This window comes from Hydrogenovibrio sp. JE_KL2 (genome assembly GCF_009296185.1).
Lineage (GTDB): Bacteria > Pseudomonadota > Gammaproteobacteria > Thiomicrospirales > Thiomicrospiraceae > Hydrogenovibrio.
On sequence record NZ_WBJR01000003.1, the window covers coordinates 19,990 to 40,263 of the forward strand.

The following is a 20,274-nucleotide window of genomic DNA, read 5'->3' on the forward strand; positions in this document are numbered from 1 at the left end:
TCAGGCTGAATCTATAGTCGAGTCATGATCATATTTAGGAGACAGTAGGAGTGCTAGCGGGGATGGATTTTCAGCCATTGTGGATCACTTTTAAAATCGCGTTTTTGACGACGGTAATCTTGATTGTCCTCAGCACGCCGTTGGCACTTTGGTTGGCTAAAATCCAAGGCAAGAAAAAGGCGGTTTTAGAAGCGGTGGTTGCCCTGCCGCTAGTATTGCCGCCAACGGTTCTGGGCTTTTATTTTCTCGTGTTGCTGTCTCCAACCGGCTATCTGGGTAGCATCTGGGCGTCTTTCGGGTTTTCGCCGCTGACCTTTTCGTTAAGTGGTGTCGTCATTGGTTCGATTATCTATTCTCTGCCGTTTATGGTTCAGCCTTTGATGCAAGGGTTTGAGCAGCTAGGCAAACGCCCGTCGGAAGTTGCTGCCACTTTAGGGGCTGGGCCGCTGGATCGTTTTTTTAGTGTGATCTTACCTTTGACCAAACGCCAATATCTGTTGGGGGCGACCTTGGCGTTCGCCCATACGGTCGGTGAGTTTGGTGTGGTGTTGATGATCGGGGGCAATATTCCCGGCGTTACGCAGGTTGCGTCCATTGCCATCTACGACCATGTTGAGCAGATGGAATATACTCAGGCACATGTATTGTCACTGATTATGTTGATATTGAGTTTGACGGTACTGACCATCGTTTACGGTATGAATCGTCGCATGGAGGTGAAAGTCGGGTGACTCAAATACAAATGACACCAGCCGCTCTTTCCGGCAATCTTTCCGTTCAGCTCGGCGACTTTATTTTACAGACAGGTGACTTCGCCATTCCGCTTACGGGCGTGACGGCAATTTTCGGACATTCCGGTAGTGGCAAGACCACTTTCATTCGCTGTTTGGCAGGCTTTGAAAACAACGCCGAAGGCAAGGTCAATTTCGGTAATCAACCTTGGTTACAAGCTAAAAAATCTCTACCAATTCACAAACGAAACATTGGCTATGTGTTTCAGGAAGCCAGTTTGTTTCCACATCTCGATGTCGAAGGTAACTTGACCTATGGTTTGAAGCGAGCGTTGAAGGCCGGCAAAGCGCAAACCATCACTTTTGAACAGGTAGTCGATTGGCTTGGATTGTCTGCTTTGCTTGACCGGGATGTGCAAACGCTGTCCGGCGGTGAGCGTCAGCGTGTTGCTATTGCCCGCACCTTATTGTCACAACCTGCTATTTTGATGATGGATGAACCCATGGCAGCACTGGATTTGTTTGCCAAGCGCGCCATCATGCCATATCTGGAGCGCTTGCGGGATGCGCTGGAAATTCCGATTCTCTATATTTCCCATTCGCCTCAGGAAGTTGAGCGTTTAGCGGATCGCGTGATGTTTATGGAAAAAGGGCGCATTGTTGACTTCGAGCCGATTGAGCAAGCACTGAACCGCGAAGGCACACCTTTATACCAAGGTGAAGAGCCGAGAAGTGTGTTGAAAAGCCGGCTGGTTGAGCAGCTTGAACCTGAAGGTTTGTCTCGCGTGCAAGTCGGCGACGCGTCTCTGTTTGTGCCACACTTGCCACAGACAGTGGGGAGTGAAGTGCGTTTAGTGATTGCCGCGCAACAAATCAGTTTGATGAAAGAAAAGCCGGAATTCACCTCCATGTTGAACCACTTGCCGGTAACGATTGAATCCATCGAACCGCACAATGATTACAGTGTCATGATGAGGTTACGCTTGTCGGCATCCAGCTTGCCGTTGATGGCGCAAGTGACTAAGCGGTCGATACAAAGCCTTCAGTTGGCACCGGGGCAGCATTGGGTGGCGGCGATAAAATCAGTCGCCATTCTAGACTAATTTTTCTCATCGAAAATCTACCAGGTTGGGGGTGGCAGCACTGACCCCAACCTGGCAGATTTTGGTTCTAAATCCACTTCAGTTTAAACAATTCTTTGACTGCCGATAGCAACAGCGTCGGTGTGGAAGAAATAGCAAATGCCAGTGACAAGTCGGTAAAGGTGAGAGGAACGGTGCCGAGTATCGTATGCCCGATTGGGAAATACACCATGATTAACGACAAACTTCCCGAGCCGAAGACTGCAAGCAAGAGTATGGGGTTGCTCAAAGGGTTTCGTCGGTAAAGCGTGCTGAATGTCCGGGCATCGAAAACATGGAACAACTGCCCGAAAATCAAGGTCATGAACGCCAGTGTCTGAGCATATTCCAAACTTTGTCCATGTGATAACGCCAAGCTAAACATCCAGTAAGTGACGCCGCCCATTGCCAATCCTCTTAGAATAATGCGAGTACCGAGTTGTTCGGAAAAGAAACTCTCGGCGCGGGTTCGAGGACGTCGTTGCATCAAATCCCTCTCGGCATTGTCCACGCCAAGTGCCAGTGAGGGCAGGCCATCACTAACCAAATTCACCCAGAGAATCATCAATGGTGCCAGGGTCAGTAGCGGTTCACCTGACATCAGCGCAAACGCAAAAAGAATGGCCGAGACTTCTCCCACATTGGTGGTGAGGTCTTGGCGGATGAACTTGCGAATATTGTCGTAAATGCGACGACCTTCTTTCACGGCTTTGACAAGTGTAGCGAAGTTGTCATCCAGCAAAATAAGGTCGGCAGATTCTTTGGCGACTTCGGTACCCATCACACCCATGGCGATACCGATGTCCGCCTTGCGTAGCGCAGGGGCGTCATTGACGCCATCTCCCGTCATGGCGACTACATGGTGTTGGGCTTGCAGTGCTTTGACGATGCGAAGCTTATGTTCGGGTGTCACTCGGGCAAACACACTGACGGTTGCAACGTGTCCTCCCAGATCATCATCACTCAGCGCGTCCATTTCCGCACCGCTAATGACTTCTAAAGGGTGGTTAGGAGTGGATAGGTTGATTTGCTTGGCAATGGCCTTGGCGGTAATGGCATGGTCTCCGGTAATCATGATGACGCGAATCCCAGCGCTGTGGCATTCTTGAATGGCGGCAATCGCCTCCGCTCTTGGCGGGTCGATAATGCCATGGATGCCGGTGAAAATCAGGTTGTTTTCCAGTTTGTCGTGCGGCAAGTCCAACTCCGTCGGTTCCAAGTAGCGATAGGCGATCGCCAAGGTTCTCAAAGATTTTGAGCCGAAGTTTTCCAACACCTGCTCAATCATCTCGGCATCGCTCAAAGGGTCGAGTCTTGAGTTTTGGTAGTCAATGGCTTCAGAATGCTTCAGCAAGACATCGGGCGCGCCTTTGGCAATCAGCAAATAGCGACCTTCATGGTCTTTGACGATGACACTCATCATTTTGCGCTTGGGGTCGAACGGAAAGCTGGCAATGAGCTGGTAGTTTTGATGCAGTTCCTGTTTATGCAAATCCGCTTTGGCGGCGGCCACCAAAATCGCCCCTTCGGTCGGTAAGCCTTGAAAACTGTGTTTGCCATCTTTGTGAATGAGTTCGGTTTCGCTACAAAGTGCGGAGTAGGTCAGCATCTGTTTGAGGTAAAAATGACTTGGGTGGTGCGGTGAAACAATTTCCATTTGCGGGGTTTTGAAGTGGCCGACGGGTTCATAACCGACGCCTTCCAAGTGGTACTCCGTGCCTGCGGCCCAGATTTCGACAACCTGCATCTTGTTTTGCGTGAGCGTCCCGGTTTTGTCGGAGCAGATAACCGTGGTGGAGCCGAGGGTTTCAACCGATGCCAGTTGTTTGATGAGTGCATTTTCAGAGACCAGCTGCTTGGCGCCGAGCGTCAGCACAATGGTGACGACGGTCAGTAATCCTTCGGGGATGGCGGCCACTGCCAGTGAAATACCGCTGTCAATCAGGTTGATGAAAGCCAGTCCTTTCATCAAGCCGATGCTGATAATCGCCGCGACAATCAGTAGCGCTATCCAGATAAGCAATTTGGATAAGGCGCCAATGCGTTTTTGTAAGGGCGTGAGCTGATTTTCGGTTGCCTGCATCAAGCTGGCAATCTTGCCGACTTCGGTTTGCATGCCTGTTTCCGTGACGATGGCAATGCCATTGCCCTGAGTGATGGAGGTACTCATGAACAGTTGATTGAGTTGATCCGCCAGAGGAATGTTTTGATCACTGATGGGCTGGATGTGCTTAGCAACTGAATCGGATTCTCCAGTCAGTGCAGACTCGTCCACTTCCAAACGATGCGTTTCGAGCAATCGGCAATCCGCAGGTGTAATGTCACCGGTTTTGAGTTTGATGATGTCGCCGGGAACCAACTCTTTTGCCGGAAGGGTTTGCCATTGACCTTGGCGTTTGACGGTGCAGACCGGCGAAGACATTTGACGAAGCGCATCAATGGATTTTTGTGCATTGTATTCCTGAGTGAAGGTGATGGCGGCATTGATGAGAATAATCACGCCAATGACCATGGCATCAAGATGGTGTTCAGTATAGATAGATAATAAGGCGCCAACCGCCAAAATGATGAGCAGTGGGTTTTTGAATTGAGACAGTAAAATCTTGAGTGCAGATGCCGAGTGTGACTGGCGGATTTCATTGGCGCCGAATTTTTGCTGACGCTCTGCGACCAATTGATCGGCAAGTCCGGCTTCAATCGTGCTTTTAAGAGCGCTAATGACAGATTCTGCTGTTTGATGACCCCACTTCATCATGTTCTCCCTGAGTAAAACTCGGAAATCTTGCTAATACGAAATTAAGAGGTTTCTTTGCGCCTGAATTCTCAGTTAATAACTGTATCAGTCTGCCATAAAAGTTGGGCAAAGCCAACGAATTGAGGAGGGCTTAGTGGGATTGCGTTGTTAAAAGAAAAGGCACTTTGATGATGTGTTTATCATTCTGTGTAATAAGTGCTGAGATTTCCCAGTCCATTTTGTCATTGGTACAGAAGGCCAGCATGATTTTGCCTCGGTAAACGTTCGGGAAACCCGCAACAGGAATCAATGTAGTGCGATTGTACCCCATGTACATGTTGGTACCGACGATATCGATTTGTACATTTTGTGGCGATTTTTTAAACCCTTTCAGGGTCAATTGTGCCGTCAGCAAGTGGGCGACCGGAATCGGGCTATTTGGCGTTATCTGGAGTTCAACGCTTTGCTTGCCGCTGCTGGACGAACAGGTTCCTTGGTGTAAGTGACAAGACGGATCTGTTTTCCACACGTCGATCTGAGGTTCATCACTGTCAGAAAAAGGCGACTGGCAGCCAGATAGCAGTACAGAAGATGCTATCAAGAGCATTGACGAGAGAATAAGATGCCACGTAGAACGTTTCGGCAAAACAAAAGCGCTTTTCATGCGAGACATATTAGAACGAAACCTTGAAGTCTGCAATGTGTAGCGCCGATTTTTCAAAATTTTCGTCATGGTTTTACCCTGATTTTTTCTAACGTTTAGGTTTGGGCTGGCACTGGGGACAAAAATAGCTGGCGCGCTGATTTTGGGTAATGCGCACGATTGGCGTTGCACAAACCGGGCAGGTCTCGCCTTGTCTGCCATAGACGTTGAGTTCCTGTTTGAAATAACCGGGTTTGCCATCAGGTGTTAGAAAGTCCTTCAAGGTCGTGCCACCTTGTTCGATGGCTTTGGCAAGTACCTGTTTGATGTTTGAGATCAAGATGTCCGTTTGTGCTCGGGTGAGTTTGTTTGCCGGTGTTTGTGGATGAATACCGCTCAGGAAAAGCGATTCGTTCGCGTAGATGTTACCGACACCAACAGCATAACGATTGTTCATGATGATGGCTTTGATCGCTGAGGTTTTGCCTTTCATGTGTTGAAAGAGCTGATCTGTATTAAATTCTTCTGACAGAGGTTCCGGCGCCAAATGTGTCAGCAGTGGATGGGGCATAACCGGTTCATCTGTCCACAAAAAAGCGCCAAAACGTCTTGGGTCGTGATAGCGCAGCATAAAGCCATTATCAAATAATACGTCAATGTGATCGTGCTTTTGATGCGGTGTATTTTGAGGCAGAACACGAAGGTTGCCCGACATGCCAAGATGAAGAATCAGATGGCTTTCACGCCCTTTGTCATCCGTTAAAGTGAGCAGTAGATATTTTGCTCGACGAGAGATTCTACTGAGCTTTTTGCCAGGAAGGGTTTCTGTTAAATGTGCTTCCACCGGCCAGCGTAATTTTGGGTTTCTGACAATGAGTTTTTGGATGTGTTGCCCTTCTGTTTTGGGCTGAATCCCTCTCAGGGTGGTTTCGACTTCTGGTAATTCTGGCATGGAATTTTCTACAACCGATTTAAAGGCAGATAAAGTTGACCATATTTTAGCGGCTTTACGACAGGTTTGACATAGGTTTGTCGGAAGCGCTTTGTATTCAGGCTTTGAGGGGTTTGCCGATATAGAAGTTAAGGGCAGTGGAAATCATTGATGCCAAAACAATAAAAACAAGAAGCCAGTGGGCGATTAAAAGTGTCACAAGGGTTTCTAGGAGGTCGAGATGAGTCCTCATCAGTATCACGTAGAATTTGACGAAACGAGTTATTGCGTCACCTGCTTAGATGGCACGGTCATGCAGTTTGATTCGATGGAAGATGCGATTGAAGCAATGCGGGAGTTTGAGCAAAAACGTTTTCCTGAAACTTGGGAAAAAATTCCGCCGGCAACGCGCTATGCCAAGCAGCTTTATTATCAGGCATAAATTTTTTCGTTAAAAACGAAATCAATCTTATACGTAAAAGTATTTAGTTGCGATTATAATCGCCTTTATGAACGCTTTGTATGCAACAGATCGCTATTTTATGAAAACCTGCATCAGAGGGAAGTTGTTTGCCCTCATACTTCTTTTTTTGCCATTTCAAGCGGCAATGGCGGTTACCTCGCAACACACCACTAAGGCTTTATTTCCAGTTTCAGTCGAGTTCAATTGGCATAACCAATATGAGTTTGCGGGTTATTTTGCAGCGGAAAAACAAGGTTACTACCAACATGCCGGCATTAGGTTAGATCTGAAGAAATGGGAATCCAATGACGATGTTTTACACAAAGTAGCCACTGGCAAAGTCGACCTTGGGGTGGTTTATGGTTCAGTGCTTGCAGATTATGTACATGGCGCGCCTATTAAGCTGGTCATGCCGAGTTTTCAATTTTCCCCTATTGTATTTTTATCACATCATCCCATTAACTCTTGGGAGGACTTGAAAGGCAAAAAGATTGTTGAGCATGGCAATCTTTATTTGAAAGATGTCTTGGTCAAGTTGAAAACCTCAGCAAGTCAGAAAGCAAATTTCACCATCACTTCCTCTTCAGGCAGGTTGCAAGACTTTGTGGATGGTAAAGTCGATTTGTACGCAGGGTATGAAACCAATGAACCCTATCGACTAAAACATCTGGGCGTGCCATTTCATATCGTTGACCCTAAAGACTATGGTGTGCAGGGCTATGGCGGATTATTGGTTACTTCTAACAGTTTTGCGCGTGCCTATCCCGATATTGTTTATAAGTTCAAGCAAGCCACAATTAAGGGGTGGCAATACGCATTGTCGCATCCGGCGGAAACTGTCGACTATATTCTGGCGAATTATTCTGTGAAGAAATCACGAGCAGCAATGTTGAATGAAGCCAGTAAAACTGGGCGGTATGTCAGTTCGGGAGATCAAAAGATCGGAGATATTGATAATGCAAAATTGTTGGTCATGGTATCTGAAGCGCGAGAGACCGGGCTGATTACTCAAGCAGAAATGAAGAACTTTGATGTGGATGACTTTGTTTTCAATGGTGGTCAGTTGATGTTTACCCCTGAAGAGTTGGCGTACTTGGCAAAAAAACCGGTCATCAAGCTTGCTAACGACATTCATTGGGGACCTTTCCAATTTATTGATCAACAGATGCACTATAAGGGCATTTGCGCGGATTATTTCCATCTGCTGAGTGAAAAGACCGGGCTCACATTCTCGACGGTGAAGCATAAAGATTGGAGTCAAGTAGTTCAATTGGCCAAAGAAGGTAAGTTGGATGTTTACCCTTGTGCAGTGCCGACGCCGGAAAGAAAAAAATATATGCGTTTTACCAAACCTTATATGTCTTTCCCGATGGTTCTGTTGGGTAGGCAATCCATGTCTTATGTTGGTAAATACGATCAGTTAAACAATCAAGTTGTGGCGGTTGTTAAAGGTGGTTGGTCTTCGGAATATCTCACAGAGCACTTTCCTAAAATTCGCAGATTACCTGTTAGAACGGTAAAAGAAGGTATTCAAGCCGTTTTGGATGGTCGTGCTACCGCGTTCTCGGGCAATTTAGGCGTGATTAACTATATCAACCATCAAAATGGCTTTACTGGCGTTCATGTTATCGGACAGAGTAGCGATCGTTTTGACATTGCCATCGGGGTTCAAAAAGATAACCCGGTTTTATTCAGTATTCTGCAAAAGGGATTGAGTGCCATTTCCGAACACGAGCGACAAGAAATCTACAATAAGTGGATCAAACTGGAAGTTGTCAATCGCCTTGATAAGACACAGCTGTGGAGTATTTTTGTGTCAGTAACGGCGGTTGTATTAAGCGTATTGCTCTTAGCGCTGATATACCGATACCAAAAGAATAAACAGCAAGAATATATTGGACAGATACATGAACTGACGTTTGCCACCTTAATTGATATGTCTAGCTTCCGTTTGATAAAAGTGACCGAATCCTATGCGAGGTTGACTGGGTATGGCAAGCATGAACTTTTGGGTATGAATTATTTGGATTTGGCAGCGAATGAAATGAGTGATGATCAAAAACATCATATTTACAGCCAGGTTTCCAACGGGAAAGTTTGGCACGGGGAGATGAAGGGTAAAAGTAAAGATGGAGAAGATTATTGGGTGTATGTCACTTTTACGCCTGTTACCAATATTCTCGGAAAAGTTGCATATGCTTCGGCGACCCGTGTCGATATCACGGATAAAAAGCGGATTGAAAAATTATCGATTATTGATGAAATGACGGGACTCTATAATCGTCGTCACTTCAATCAAGTGGTTGAGCGGGAGATAAATCGAGCCAAGCGCCAGGGAACCGATTTAGCGGTAGCCATGCTGGATATTGACTACTTTAAAAACATCAATGATAAGTATGGTCATCAAGTAGGCGATGAGGTTTTGATGCGCATCGCCTCCAGCTTTAAGAAGGCATTTCATCGTGGAAATGATTTTACATTCCGCATGGGGGGAGAAGAGTTTTTAGTGCTGTCGGCATTTACTTGCGAAGAAGACTTTAAGAATTATTTGGAAAGATTCTGCCGTGATATACAAGCACTGGGGATTGAAAACGAAGGTTCTAGCTATGGTGTTCTAACAGTTTCAATCGGAGCGGTATTTTACTCAAGTGATATGCTGGAAAATTCCACTAAGCTCTATCAAGACGTTGATCAAAGGCTCTATGAAGCCAAACAATCAGGACGTAATCGAGTGGTTATTTAATGTTTGTTCCTATCTGTAATACATCATTGAGCAGTTACTGCATAAGTAAAACAAACGATTCCACTCAAAGTGCTTAAGTGGATTTCGTCGGAACATGCGGTGTCTTTAATACTCTTAAGTCATTAATAAGTTAAGAGGTGTCTTAATAGTTTTGAGAGCCAATTTGAAAACAGTATTTTTGGGTTATTTTCTGTTGATGCCTACTGATGCAGGCGGCTTAGTTTGTTGTTTGGCTTTAAAAGGAGAAGGCAATCTGTCGGCGTAAGTTGCCAGAGAATCATGAATTTCAGACATAAAAAAACCCGACTTTTTGGGTCGGGTTGCATCAATAAAGTTTGGTAAAACTTATTTGATTTTTGCTTCTTTGAAAAGTACGTGCTTGCGAACAATCGGATCGTACTTTTTAATTTCAAATTTTCCTGCCATGTTGCGCTTGTTTTTATCAGTTGTATAAAAATAAGCACTCTCAGTGGATTGAAGTTTGATTTTATCGCGCATATCGAGTCTCCTTAAACTTTCTCACCACGTGCACGGATTTCCGTAAGCACTGACTCAATACCGTTTTTATCAATAATGCGCATTCCTGATGTAGAAACGCGAAGCTTTACAAAACGGCTTTCGTTTTCAACCCAAAAACGGTGAGTTTGTAGGTTAGGCAAAAAACGACGACGAGTTTTACGATGAGAGTGGGAAACATTATTACCGACCGCAGGTCTTTTTCCTGTGACTTGGCATACTCTAGACATTTCACTTTCCTCTCAAAAATGGACAGCAGTTTCGCTGAACCACACATTAAAAATATTCGAATATTTCTATGTTCGTTATTTCGATGCGACCGAATTCATGAGTTCGGGCATTCGCCATAAAAACAAGAAGCGGAATTATCCACAAAATCGACATCAATAGCAAGTTTTTACACTACTTTTTTAGTGTTGACGTTTTGCGGCTCTGAATTTTATGGGTGAAAGCCCTATGGCATCAAATGTTTGGCATTTTTCCGAGTTGCGCCAACGAGCACCAACGGCCATGATCGCCAAGGATAATATGATCCAGACAGCGAATTTCCATAATGGAAAGCGCCTCGGATAATTGGCGAGTTAAATTAATGTCTGCTTGGCTGGGCGTTGGATCGCCCGATGGATGGTTATGTGCCAGTATGGTTGCGGCGGCATGGTTGTCCAAAGCGGTTTTGACAACTTCCCTGGTGTGGACGCTTGCTTGATTTAAGGTGCCATAAAATAATGGCTGGAAATTAATGACACGATGTTGTTGATCAAGCAGAATCATGCCGAAAATTTCTCTATCAGAGTGACCAATTTGTAAATTAAGCCACTGGGCGACGGTTTCCGGTTGGGTCAGGGCATCGCCTTTTGACAAACCGGACTCGAAGTGGCGTCTTGCCATTTCCAATACGGCTTTTAGCTGTACAAACTTTGCCTCGCCCAATCCTTTAGCTTCACAGAATCGGCTTTGTTCCGCCTTGAGCAGGCTATCCAGCGAACCGAACTCGTCGAGTAGGTCTTGAGACAGTTCGACCGCGCTTTTTCCTTTGACGCCAACACGCAGAAAGATAGCGAGTAATTCGGCATCGCTGAGTGCGGTAGCGCCGAACTTGAGTAACTTTTCACGGGGGCGGTCATTTTCGTGCCAGTCTCGAATTGCCATGGTTGAATTGTCCTGAGTCGAAAGGCGGTTTTTTGATAAGATAACGCAATCATAATTTATAAAGAGTTTGTCTGACAATGTTTAAGCTGGAAATGCGTGTACGTGATTATGAATGTGATCTGCAAGGGGTGGTGAATAACTCGGTGTATCAGAATTATTTGGAGCATGCGCGCCATGAGTTTTTGTTGTCGAAACAAGTCAATTTCCCTGCATTGGCGAGACAAGGCATTGATTTGATGGTTTTGAGAGTGGAAGTTGATTACAAATCGCCGTTAAGACCGCATGATGACTTTTATGTCACAGTTGATGTTGAGCGCGAAGGTCGTCTCAAGCTCGTATTTTTGCAAAACATTTATCATAAAGAAGATGATCGATTGATTATCGCTGCCAGAACTTATGGCGCAGCCATCCAAAACGGGAGACCGATGAAAGGTCTGAAAGAGTTGGATGTGCTGTTTGATGACGAATTTTCCCATTCCATTTCCATGTAGGTTGCCGGAAAGATGAATATATTGCTGGGCGTGACGGGCGGTATTGCGGCTTACAAAAGTTTGGAACTGGTGCGCTTGTTTGTGAAAGCCGGACATGATGTACAAGTAGTGATGACATCCGGTGCCAAAGAGTTTATTCAACCCTTATCTTTTCAAGCCCTATCCGGGCATCCTGTTCGAGACAGTTTATTTGATGCCGACCAAGAAGCGGGTATGGGGCATATCGAGTTGGCGCGATGGCCGGACGTCATTGTGATCGCGCCTGCGTCTGCGGAAACGCTCGCCAAGCTACGAATGGGGCGTGCCGATGACTTATTGACCACCTTATGTTTGGCAACGGATCGCCCGATTTTGCTGGCACCTGCGATGAACCGTTTGATGTGGCAAAATGCAGCGACTCAGGAAAATATCGAACTGCTACAGCGCCGTGGCTTTGAAATTATGATGCCGGGTTCCGGCGAGCAGGCCTGTGGTGAAATTGGAGAAGGGCGCTTGCCTGAACCGGCGGTGATTTTTGATGCGGTGATGGCGGTATTGGCTGCCAAGCAGTCAGACCCAACCTGGCAGATTTTACCGAAATTCTGGCAAGGGAAACGCTTGCTGGTGACAGCCGGGCCAACCTATGAAGATATTGATCCGGTTCGTTTTATCGGCAATAAAAGCTCTGGAAAAATGGGCTATGCCATTGCAGAAGTCGCAGCTGATGCTGGTGCTGAAGTGATTTTGATTTCTGGCCCTGTGTCACTAAAGCCATCGGATAAAGTTCAAACGGTTTCGGTGAGAAGTGCGCAGCAGATGTTTGAAGCGGTTCAACACCATTATACCGATTGCGATGTGTTCATTAGTGCGGCGGCTGTTGCGGATTACCGCATCGCGACACCAAACTTGCAAAAAATCAAGAAAACTGATGATCAAGATGGCATGACATTGAACCTGATTAAAAACCCTGATATCGTCAAATGGGTTGCAGAGCAAACCGAAAAGCCTTATGTGGTGGGGTTTGCAGCGGAAACGGAAAGACTTGAAGACTATGCGCGAGACAAATTGCAGCGTAAGAAGTTGGATATGATTTGTGCCAATGCAGTCGGCGATGGTAAAGGGTTTGAGCAGGACGATAATGCCCTGTTGTTGATGACGAAGATGCAGCATAAAAATTTATCCAACGCGTCTAAATCGCGCTTAGCGAAGAGTTTGCTAGCATTCATTGCTGAATGCCTAGTGGATGCAAAAAAGTGAAAAAAACTGGGTTGAACCTGTTGTGGGTTACGTTGCTGTGGATGGTGGTTGGCTCGCAAGCTGCTCAAGCGGCAGTTGCGTCAAGCTCGACAGCTCAGTCGACTAAGAAGCCTTTGGAAAAGGTGGTGTTACAGCTAAAGTGGCTTCATCAGTTTCAGTTTGCGGGGTACTATGCTGCGCAAAAGGAAGGTTATTTTCGCGATGAAGGCCTGAAAGTTGAAATTCGTCAGCGAGATTTAAGAAAGAACAATGTCGAACAGGTGATTAATGGTGAGGCACAGTACGGCATTGCGGACTCGGTATTATTCCTCTATCTAGCCAAGAAAAGGCCGGTGGTAATTGTCGCACCGATTTTTCAGAATTCTCCTCAGGTTCTATTCACACTCAAGTCCAGTGGTTTGGACAGTCCTTACAAGCTTCAAGGCAAGAAAATTGCATTTTATCTGAATGATACCGATGGTTTCCCGGTATTGGCGATGATGAAACAACTCAATGTGGAGCCTATTTATGATCGTATGTTGATTAAAACCGATCCGAATATTCTGGCTCGTAAAGAGGTGGATGCTTATTCCGGCTATTTGACGAATGAGGCCTATTTCCTCCGACAAGGCGGCAACTCCATTAATATCATCAATCCTCTGAACTATGGCATAGACCTGTATGGCGATATGCTGTTTACCTCTCGTTCAGAAGCAACTGAACATCCCGATAGGGTTTTACGCTTTAAAAAAGCGGTGCTCAAAGGTTGGAAATATGCCATGGCGCACAAAGCCGAAATGGCGAGGTACATTTTAGAGACCTACCATCCACCGCATAAGACCTTCGCGCATTTGATGTATGAAGCGAACGCACTCGACAACATCATTGCACAAAATTCTGTGCCTATCGGTACGCTTGACGAGGGGCGAGTTCGTTTTATCAATCATTTGCTCAAGCAGCATGGGTTGATTAACAATAATATTGATTTGAAAAAAGGCATCTATCGCGAAAATACCTGTGAGCTGCAATTTACGCCCAGTGAGTTGGCGTGGATGAAAAAGCATCCGGTTGTGCGCTTGGCAATCGACAATAATTGGGCGCCGATTGAGTATGTTGGTGAAAACGGCAACTATCAGGGAATCGGTGCAGCGTTTTTCAACTATATCGCCATGAAGACCGGTCTTAATTTTATGCCGGATAAGCGCTCGAGCTGGGTGCAGGCCGTCGAGAAAATGAAAAATGGTCAGTTGGATGTTTACTCAGCGGCTATCTCGACGGCGGACAGAAGAAAGTACGTCAACTTTACAGAACCTTATGTCAGGTTTCCAACGGTTATCGCCACACGGGATAATGCACCTTATATGTCGGATGTTAAGTTGCTGGCGGGCAAGCTGGTTGCTGTTACGGACGGTTATGCCATGCAGGAAGAAATGAGACGCCTGTATCCTAATGTGAAATTGCTGCCGGTCAAAAATGCCTCCGAAGGTTTGAAGGACGTCAGCTTAGGTAAGGTTTATGGTTATATTGACAATGTGGCATCCATTGGTCATTACATCAAGTCACAAGGACTGGCCAATGTCAAAATTTCTGGTGAGTTGCCTTTTAAAGCGAATATCGCGATAGGTGTGCGCAAAGACTGGCCTGAGTTGCAGGGCATTATTCAGAAGGTATTGAATCATATGCCTGCGGAAACCTATGCGTCATTGATCAACCCTTGGCTGAAAGTTAAATACGAAACCAAATACCAATGGAAAGAGTTGCTGATTTATCTGGTGCCGATTTTCGTGATTTTCATCATTGTTCTTTGGTATAACCTCAAATTACGTCAAGCCAAGCAACAACTGAAAGAAACCAATACCCAGCTTTCCATGCTGTTGGTTACCGATCACCTCACTAAAGTCTACAATCGACAGTATTTGGATCAGACATTGGATGCCGAAAAGATCCGTGTTGATCGTTATTCAAGTAAGTTGAGTGTGATTATGGTGGACTTGGATCATTTTAAGAAAATTAACGACGAATACGGTCATATGGTGGGCGATAAGGTATTGGTTGATGTGTCGAATGTGATCCGCCTGGCGATCCGCAAAACCGATGTGTTCGGTCGCTGGGGAGGCGAGGAATTTATGATTGTTTGTCCGGAAACCGGTTTGCAGCAAACGCTTCGTCTTGCCGAAAAAATCCGCCGGACAGTCGAAAAAGCCGTTTTGGTTCATGGCATTCAGCAAACCTTGAGTTTAGGGGTGGCTGAGTACCGTTTGACGGAAAAGATTTCCGATACCGTCAAACGTGCCGATGAGTGTTTGTATGAAGCCAAACGCGCTGGACGTAACCAAGTGAAATGTGACTAAGCATTCACTTGGCGGTTTTATTAATGTCTTTGATACATCCCTTGTAATGTGGCTTTCGCCAACATATTTTGATGCACATAGTACCCGACCGTTGCCGCAGTGGTGTCAGCCTTTAAAGGCAGACTTTTTACTTTCAAAGCATAGATTGTGAATTGATAGCGATGCGGTTTGTCGCCTTTTGGCGGGCAGGGGCCGCCATATCCGGTTGAACCAAAATCTGTTCGGCTTTGAATGACCCCTTTCGGCATAAGATGCATGGCAGGGTTTCCCGCATTTAACGGGAGTTGGTGCACAGATTTTGGGATGTTGAACACAACCCAATGCCACCATCCGCTGCCTGTTGGTGCGTCCGGGTCATAAACCATCAAGGCAAAACTTTCCGTTCCTTTCGGTTCGCCAGACCACTTCAAACTGGGTGAAACGTTTTTTCCTGTACAACCAAAGCCATTAAAGACTTGTTTGGTACTGATGCTCTCGGCAGGCTTCACTTCCGCGCTGGTTAGCGTCATGCCTGCAGCATAAACGTTGCCGAAAAAAGCAATGAGCGGCGTAGCAACAAGTGATTTGAGTAAAGGTGATTTCATGACTACCTCCAGATGATAAAGCATGAGATGAGATAAAGCTGTCTGACTATCATACGCTTAGAGGATGTTGGCGGTAAATCAATTTTGTGGTTCGACAAAAGGCATAAAAAAAGCCTTATTGAGGGCAATAAGGCTTCAATCTGAGGAGAGTAATCTTCCTGAAACGTTGAGGAGCATTCTATTGTTTCAATGTTGAAAGATTAATGACATTTGACTAAAAGGACTTAAGTTTAAATGTCAATAAAGTTTAATTATCTATACATAACTAAACTTTATACACATGATAATGGTTGCAAGAAAAAAATCAATGAAAAAGTTTTATTTATAGCTAATAAATAAAACTAATGACTTGGTGTGTTGGCTTTGTACTCCCTTTTGAAAGGCAGTGTTCTCGTTTAAGTGTTTTTAGTTTAACAAAAGAATGATGTCGCGGAAAGTATAGAAATGAACTCGTGTCGGTAAAGTAAATTTCACTTGATTCCCTATAATGCAGAGGTATAGTAGAGCCTAGTCGATTAATCCAAACAAGCAAGAGTTTTGATATGAAAAAACGCATTCTTATTCTGGTCGTGTTGTTAATAATAGCCGGTGGCATTTATTGGTTTGCATCCAAGTCAAATTCCGCTGACCAAAATGGACATATCAAACTTTATGGTAATGTCGATATCCGCCAAGTGAACCTGGCATTTCAAGTAACGGGGCAAATCGAGAAAATCGATGTTCAAGAGGGGGCTTCGGTCAAAGCCGGGCAGAAACTTGCCTGTGTTGATAAAACGCGCTATCAAGCGCAGTTGGATTTGGCGCAAGAGAAAGTGAATAGTCTTGATGCGCAATTAGACAAGATGCTTGCAGGAAACCGTCCAGAGGACATCGCTCAAGCCAAAAATCGTTATCTGGCAGCTAAAGCAGAAGCTGAGCAAGCAGCAAAAAGCTATCGACGCTTGAAAACCTTGTTGCCGAAAAAGTTGGCTTCTCAAGATGATGTGGATATCGCCTCATCAAAAGCCGATGCCACTCGCCACAATGAAATCGCTGCAGAAAACGCCTGGATAGTTGCTAAACTTGGCGCCCGAAAAGAAGACATTGCCCAAGTTAGAGCACAGATTGCCCAAGCAGAAGCACAAGTCACCCTGGCACAAAAGAATCTGACAGATTCAAATCTGATTTCCCCCGTAGATGGCATCATTCGAGACCGAATTTTAGAACCTGGCGACATTGCTCAGCCTCAGCAAACCGTCATGACCTTGGCGCTACAAAACCCGAAATGGATTCGAGCCTATGTTTCCGAGAACCAGTTGGGTAAAGTCAAAATTGGGTTGCCAGCCACCATCACCACCGACAGTTATCCGAACAAGGTTTATCATGGCTGGGTAGGCTACCTCTCGCCTGTTGCCGAGTTCACGCCCAAAACGGTGCAAACAGAAGACCTGAGAACGCAATTGGTCTATCAGGTCAGAATCTATACCTGTGACACGTCGGGCGAGCTACGTTTGGGAATGCCTGCTACAGTCACTATCGATCCACATGACAAGCCACTTAAGGAACCCACTTGCTCTGCCGGTGCGATAGAGCAATCTGACGAGATGAATGATTTCGGATCGAAGTAGTCTGGGCGACTGTCATGTCAAATTCCACCACGCCCTTAGCAGTTCAGTCTCTCAATAAATGTTTTGTGCTGCCTAATCGAAAAATTGAGGCGCTTTCTGACGTCAGCTTTGAATTAAAACCCGGTCGGGTGACCGGGTTGATTGGAGCCGATGGCGCTGGGAAAACAACGCTTATGCGCTTGATTGCCGGACTTCTCCAGTATGAAGAAGGTGAGATCAGAGTTCTGGGGTTAGATGTTGCCACCCAGTCTTTAGCCGTTCAGTCGATGATCGGCTACATGCCACAACAGTTTGGACTGTATCAGGATTTAACCGTTCGAGAAAACCTTTCCCTTTATGCCGATTTACAAGGCGTGCCAGAGCATACACGTGCGGAACGTTTTGAATTCCTGCTCAGTATGATGGGCATGAATGCCTTCTATGATCGTTTGGCGGGGAACTTGTCGGGTGGGATGAAGCAAAAGCTTGGTCTGGCCTGTACACTGGTCAAAGCCCCGCAATTATTGTTGCTGGATGAACCAACCGTGGGGGTTGATCCGGTGTCCAGAAGAGAGTTGTGGCAAATTGTCTATCAACTGGTAGAAAAAGAAGGCATGAGTGTTTTGTTGAGTACCGCCTATCTCGATGAAGCGGAACGCTGTGATGACATCAAGCTGTTGCATGAAGGGAAGTTGTTGGCCGAAGGGCCGCCGAAGAAGTTTTCTGAGGCGATGCTTCAAAGAACCTTTTTGGTGTCTCACCCTCAGTTGTCAAAACGCGATTTGAAAAAACAGCTCGACACTCTGTCAATGGTGAAAGACGCGCTAATTTTTGGCGACGCACTTAGAGTACTTACTCAAGACAGCATCGACTCGACGGATGTGTTGTCTAAAGCACTGGAAAAAAGTAGTGGCATGACCGGCTATCAAATCGAACCAGTTGCGCCACGATTTGAAGACGCGTTTGTGGATCGTTTAGCCGTGCAAGAGGGAGAAGTTGCTGGAGGCGACAGCAATCAGTCAGCATTTTCCTCGACCCAGCTTTCATCTTCGCAAGAAACGGCAGAGCAGACTACCCAAGGGCCAGCTATTCAAGTCAAAGAGTTGGTCTGTAAGTTCGGAGACTTTGTTGCGGTCGACCACCTGAGTTTTAGCGTGGAGCGTGGTGAAATTTTCGGCTTGCTGGGGGCGAATGGCGCAGGCAAAACCACTACATTCAGAATGTTGTGCGGGTTGTTACCTGCGACCAGCGGCCATCTTGAAGTGGTTGGCTTGAATCTTCGCCATGCCCGTGCGCAAGCGCGAGCCAAGCTGGGATATATGTCGCAGAAGTTTTCATTGTACGGAGTGATGACCGTTGAACAGAATTTGGCATTTTACAGTCAGGTGTACGGCCTTAAAGGTAAGCAAAGACAAGAACGCATTAATTGGGCGGTGGAAACATTCGACTTGCAAGAGATTCTGTCGCAAAACAGCCATGATTTACCGCTGGGTTTCAAACAGCGCTTGGCGATGGCGTGTGCGCTGATGCATGAACCGGATATCTTGTTTTTGGATGAACCGACTTCCGGGGTTGATCCACTGGGGCGGCGTGATTTTTGGGACAAGATCAATGCACTGGCCGACCAAGGCGTCACCATTATGGTCACGACACACTTTATGGAAGAAGCAGAGTACTGTGACCGCATGGCGATTATGGCGAGTGGTAGCATTTTGTCCTTAGGCACTCCGGGCGAAATTAAGGAGCAAGAAGGCGTTTCGGATATGGAAGAAGCCTTTGTACGCATTGTGCAAAGTGGAAAAAGCAGGAAAGCGCCTGATAAAGAGGACACCAGTGACGACGAGGAGGAGGCTTCATGACCGACAATGCCATGCAAACTGAGCCTCAGGGGCGCAAATTGCATATGTTGATGCGTGTCAGAGGGTTGGTGATTAAAGAGTTTCGTCAAATCCTTCGTGACCCAAGCAGCATCAGCATCGCGTTTGTGATGCCGGTTGTTTTGTTACTGCTGTTTGGTTATGGCGTTTCCTTGGATGCAAAACATATCAAAATGGGCGTTGTGCAACAGTCGCCTTCGGTGGCGTCCGCGGACTTCGCCAGTCACTTTTATCGCTCGGAATATTTTGATGCATCTCGTTATGAGGATGTGCCTTCGGCAAAAGAAGCCATGCATCAGGGAACCATTCAAGCAGTGGTGATTTTGAAGTCGAACTTTACTCAAGATTTCTATTCGCGGCCAACCGCACCGGTGCAGCTATTGGTGAACGGTGTCAACTCCAATACCGCCAATTTGATTAATGGCTATGTTCAGGCGGCATGGCAGGTTTGGCTTTCTGATTACGCCAACAAGCATGGTTTGACTCTCACCCAGCCGGTACAGCAGTTGACCCGCATTTGGTTCAACAGTGAAGTTAACAGTAGTTATTTCCTGGTACCTGGATTGATTGCCATTGTCATGACATTGATTGGCGCACTGCTCACCGCGCTGGTGGTGGCTCGCGAATGGGAACGCGGGACGATGGAGGCCTTGTTGGTGACGCCGGTCAGTATTTATGAAATATTGTTCAGTAAGGTATTCCCTTATTTTGTGCTGGGTATGGGCGGTATGTTGTTGAGCTTGCTGATGGCGCTTTATTTGTTTCATGTGCCGCTGAGAGGGTCTTTGTGGATTCTATTGTTGAGTTCCGCGCTTTTCCTTTGGGTGGCCTTGTCGATGGGAATCCTGATTTCAACGGTGGGGCGCACCCAATTTGTTGCCGGGCAAATTGCGATTTTGGTGACCTTTCTGCCGGCGTTTCTGCTCTCTGGCTTTATTTTCGACTTGCACAGTACGCCTTTAGTGATTCAGATGATTTCGCATATCGTGCCGGCGCATTATTTTGTGATGCTGTTGCAGAGTGAGTTTTTAGCTGGGGATATTTTCTGGATTATCTTGCCGAACCTGTTGGCATTACTGATGATGGGCATCATTTTGACCTTGGTGGTGCTGAAAAAGTCCCATAAGCGTTTGGATTAG

Annotated in this window: 17 protein-coding genes; 10 read left to right on the forward strand and 7 right to left on the reverse strand. The window is 46.2% G+C overall.

The window, feature by feature from the left end:
- Positions 1–62: 62 nt before the first annotated feature.
- Complete coding sequence (gene modB, locus F8R13_RS06175; protein WP_152832711.1) at positions 63–731, forward strand: molybdate ABC transporter permease subunit; 669 nt, start codon at positions 63–65, stop codon at positions 729–731.
- A complete protein-coding gene (gene modC / locus F8R13_RS06180; protein ID WP_152832713.1) occupies positions 728–1,834 on the forward strand; it encodes a molybdenum ABC transporter ATP-binding protein in 1,107 nt (368 codons plus the stop codon). Before modB ends, modC begins: the two co-directional genes overlap by 4 nt.
- A gap of 67 nt (positions 1,835–1,901) precedes the next feature.
- Here the strand turns inward: modC and F8R13_RS06185 are convergent, their stop codons facing one another.
- From F8R13_RS06185 to mutM, 3 genes are all read right to left on the reverse strand, one after another.
- Positions 1,902–4,607 (reverse strand): cation-translocating P-type ATPase, encoded by a 2,706-nt coding sequence (locus F8R13_RS06185; protein ID WP_253806378.1) that lies wholly within the window; start codon positions 4,605–4,607, stop codon positions 1,902–1,904.
- A 130-nt stretch (positions 4,608–4,737) separates the two neighbouring features.
- Complete coding sequence (locus F8R13_RS06190; protein ID WP_152832715.1) at positions 4,738–5,259, reverse strand: hypothetical protein; 522 nt, start codon at positions 5,257–5,259, stop codon at positions 4,738–4,740.
- A 79-nt stretch (positions 5,260–5,338) separates the two neighbouring features.
- The gene (mutM, locus tag F8R13_RS06195) at positions 5,339–6,181 is read right to left on the reverse strand and encodes a bifunctional DNA-formamidopyrimidine glycosylase/DNA-(apurinic or apyrimidinic site) lyase (protein WP_152832717.1); all 843 of its coding nucleotides are present in this window, start codon (positions 6,179–6,181) and stop codon (positions 5,339–5,341) included.
- A gap of 220 nt (positions 6,182–6,401) precedes the next feature.
- On the opposite strand from mutM, the gene F8R13_RS06200 reads away from it, so the two are divergent.
- Both F8R13_RS06200 and F8R13_RS06205 read left to right on the forward strand, forming a co-directional pair.
- Entirely contained in the window at positions 6,402–6,602 is a 201-nt protein-coding gene (locus F8R13_RS06200) for a hypothetical protein (RefSeq protein WP_152832719.1), read from the forward strand.
- Between the two features lie 166 nt (positions 6,603–6,768).
- Complete coding sequence (locus F8R13_RS06205) at positions 6,769–9,366, forward strand: diguanylate cyclase (protein WP_172967714.1); 2,598 nt, start codon at positions 6,769–6,771, stop codon at positions 9,364–9,366.
- A 345-nt stretch (positions 9,367–9,711) separates the two neighbouring features.
- Here F8R13_RS06205 and rpmG read toward each other — a convergent pair whose 3' ends face one another.
- The 3 genes from rpmG to radC form a co-directional block, all read right to left on the reverse strand.
- Positions 9,712–9,864 (reverse strand): 50S ribosomal protein L33, encoded by a 153-nt coding sequence (gene rpmG / locus F8R13_RS06210; RefSeq protein ID WP_029912314.1) that lies wholly within the window; start codon positions 9,862–9,864, stop codon positions 9,712–9,714.
- A gap of 11 nt (positions 9,865–9,875) precedes the next feature.
- Positions 9,876–10,112, reverse strand: coding sequence for a 50S ribosomal protein L28 (rpmB, locus tag F8R13_RS06215; RefSeq protein ID WP_152832723.1), 237 nt, complete (start codon positions 10,110–10,112; stop codon positions 9,876–9,878).
- Between the two features lie 232 nt (positions 10,113–10,344).
- On the reverse strand, positions 10,345–11,031 hold the full coding sequence (gene radC, locus F8R13_RS06220) for a DNA repair protein RadC (protein WP_152832725.1): 687 nt from the start codon (positions 11,029–11,031) through the stop codon (positions 10,345–10,347).
- Between the two features lie 77 nt (positions 11,032–11,108).
- On the opposite strand from radC, the gene F8R13_RS06225 reads away from it, so the two are divergent.
- The 3 genes from F8R13_RS06225 to F8R13_RS06235 are packed head-to-tail and all read left to right on the forward strand — an operon-like array spanning position 11,109 to position 15,088.
- Positions 11,109–11,522, forward strand: a complete 414-nt coding sequence (locus F8R13_RS06225) for a thioesterase family protein (protein WP_152832727.1) — start codon at positions 11,109–11,111, stop codon at positions 11,520–11,522.
- Positions 11,523–11,534: 12 nt separating this feature from the next.
- Entirely contained in the window at positions 11,535–12,758 is a 1,224-nt protein-coding gene (gene coaBC, locus F8R13_RS06230; RefSeq protein ID WP_152832729.1) for a bifunctional phosphopantothenoylcysteine decarboxylase/phosphopantothenate--cysteine ligase CoaBC, read from the forward strand.
- Positions 12,755–15,088 carry a diguanylate cyclase gene (locus F8R13_RS06235; protein ID WP_172967715.1) on the forward strand — a complete coding sequence of 778 codons (2,334 nt, stop codon included), beginning with the start codon at positions 12,755–12,757 and terminating at the stop codon, positions 15,086–15,088. The genes coaBC and F8R13_RS06235 overlap by 4 nt, the downstream gene beginning before the upstream one ends.
- Before the next feature lie 20 nt (positions 15,089–15,108).
- On the opposite strand, the gene F8R13_RS06240 is transcribed toward F8R13_RS06235, so the two are convergent.
- Positions 15,109–15,672 (reverse strand): YbhB/YbcL family Raf kinase inhibitor-like protein, encoded by a 564-nt coding sequence (locus tag F8R13_RS06240; RefSeq protein ID WP_152832733.1) that lies wholly within the window; start codon positions 15,670–15,672, stop codon positions 15,109–15,111.
- Positions 15,673–16,214: 542 nt separating this feature from the next.
- Here F8R13_RS06240 and F8R13_RS06245 point away from each other — a divergent pair.
- Genes F8R13_RS06245 through F8R13_RS06255 form a run of 3 tightly spaced genes read left to right on the forward strand, consistent with a single transcriptional unit; the run spans position 16,215 to position 20,274 of the window.
- Positions 16,215–17,279, forward strand: a complete 1,065-nt coding sequence (locus F8R13_RS06245; RefSeq protein WP_152832735.1) for an efflux RND transporter periplasmic adaptor subunit — start codon at positions 16,215–16,217, stop codon at positions 17,277–17,279.
- A gap of 14 nt (positions 17,280–17,293) precedes the next feature.
- Complete coding sequence (locus F8R13_RS06250) at positions 17,294–19,117, forward strand: ATP-binding cassette domain-containing protein (protein WP_152832737.1); 1,824 nt, start codon at positions 17,294–17,296, stop codon at positions 19,115–19,117.
- Positions 19,114–20,274, forward strand: a complete 1,161-nt coding sequence (locus tag F8R13_RS06255) for an ABC transporter permease (protein WP_216642604.1) — start codon at positions 19,114–19,116, stop codon at positions 20,272–20,274. Before F8R13_RS06250 ends, F8R13_RS06255 begins: the two co-directional genes overlap by 4 nt.